At 66.7% G+C, this 1,247-nt stretch carries 1 protein-coding gene; it reads left to right on the forward strand.

From position 1 onward, the window contains the following. The coding region (locus tag CEX87_RS26880; protein WP_099459206.1) for an HNH endonuclease signature motif containing protein at positions 1-1,247 on the forward strand (1,247 nt) is incomplete at both ends.

Consider the following 1,247-nt stretch of genomic DNA (forward strand, 5'->3'; position numbering starts at 1 on the left):
CTTGATGAGCTCGAAGGTCTCGGCTGCCAGTTCCCCGCGATGAGTCACCGCTTGCTCGCCCGCCTGCAGACCGAGGCGACGCCGCAACAGATGGGTGCCAAATCGTGGAAAGAGGTGTTGAGGGTCCGCTGGCGGATCTCGACCACCGAGGCCAACCGGCGTCTGACCGAAGCTGCCCTGCTGGCGCCCCGTCAATCGTTGACCGGACCGTCGCTGCCGCCGGCGTTGCCCGCGACGGCGGTCGCGCAAGCTCACGGACTGATCAACGGCGAGCACGTGGAGGTCATCCGCAAGGCCGTTGACAGGTTGCCGGGCTGGGTGGATGCGGCCACCAGGGAGCACTTCGAGGTCGACCTGGTCCGCACGGCGGTCGGCGTGGGCCCCAAGGAACTCAAGGACAGCGCCGATCTGACGCTGTTCTTGCTCGATCAGGACGGGCCCGAACCCGATGACGCCGAGCGCGCCCGCAAGCGCGGGGTCACCAAGAAAAAACAGCGCTCCGACGGGATGATTGACATCTTCGCAACTTTGACCCCCGAAGCGTGGGCGGTGTGGGAAGCGATCTTCGCCAAGTACGCCGCACCGGGTATGTGCAATCCCGACGATCCCGAACCCTGCACATCGGGAACCCCGACACAGGCTCAGATCGACAACGACCACCGCAGTCTGGCCCAGCGTCAACACGACGCGATGATCGCCGTCGGGCGCATCGCCCTGATGAGCGGCGAACTCGGCCAACTCAACGGGCTGCCCGTCTCGGTCATCATTCGCACCACCCTGCGGGAGCTGGAATCTCGGGCCGGGGTCGGCACCACCGGCGGGGGCACGGTCATGCCGATCGCTGATGTCATCCGGTTGGCCGGCCACGCCAACCACTACCTGGCGGTGTTCGACGGCGCGACCGGGTCGGCCCTGGACCTGTTCCGCGCCAAGCGAATCGCCACCCCGGCGCAACGGATCATGCTCATCGCGCGCGATGGCGGATGCACCAAGCCGTGCTGCACCGTTGGCGCCTATGGCTGCCAGGTGCATCACGTGGAAGCCGACTGGTCGAAAGGCGGCAACACCAACGTCGACGAACTGGGCCTCGCCTGCGGGGCAGACAACCGCAGCGTCAACGACGATGGCGGCTGGTCCACCCGGATGAACGAACGTTGCGAGGTCGAATGGCTTCCGCCGCCCGAACTGGACACCGGCCAGGCGCGGCTGAACTACTACCACCGACCCGAACGACTCCTGCGCCCACC

The organism is Mycobacterium lehmannii, from assembly GCF_002245535.1.
In the GTDB taxonomy this organism is placed as follows: Bacteria; Actinomycetota; Actinomycetes; order Mycobacteriales; family Mycobacteriaceae; genus Mycobacterium; species Mycobacterium lehmannii.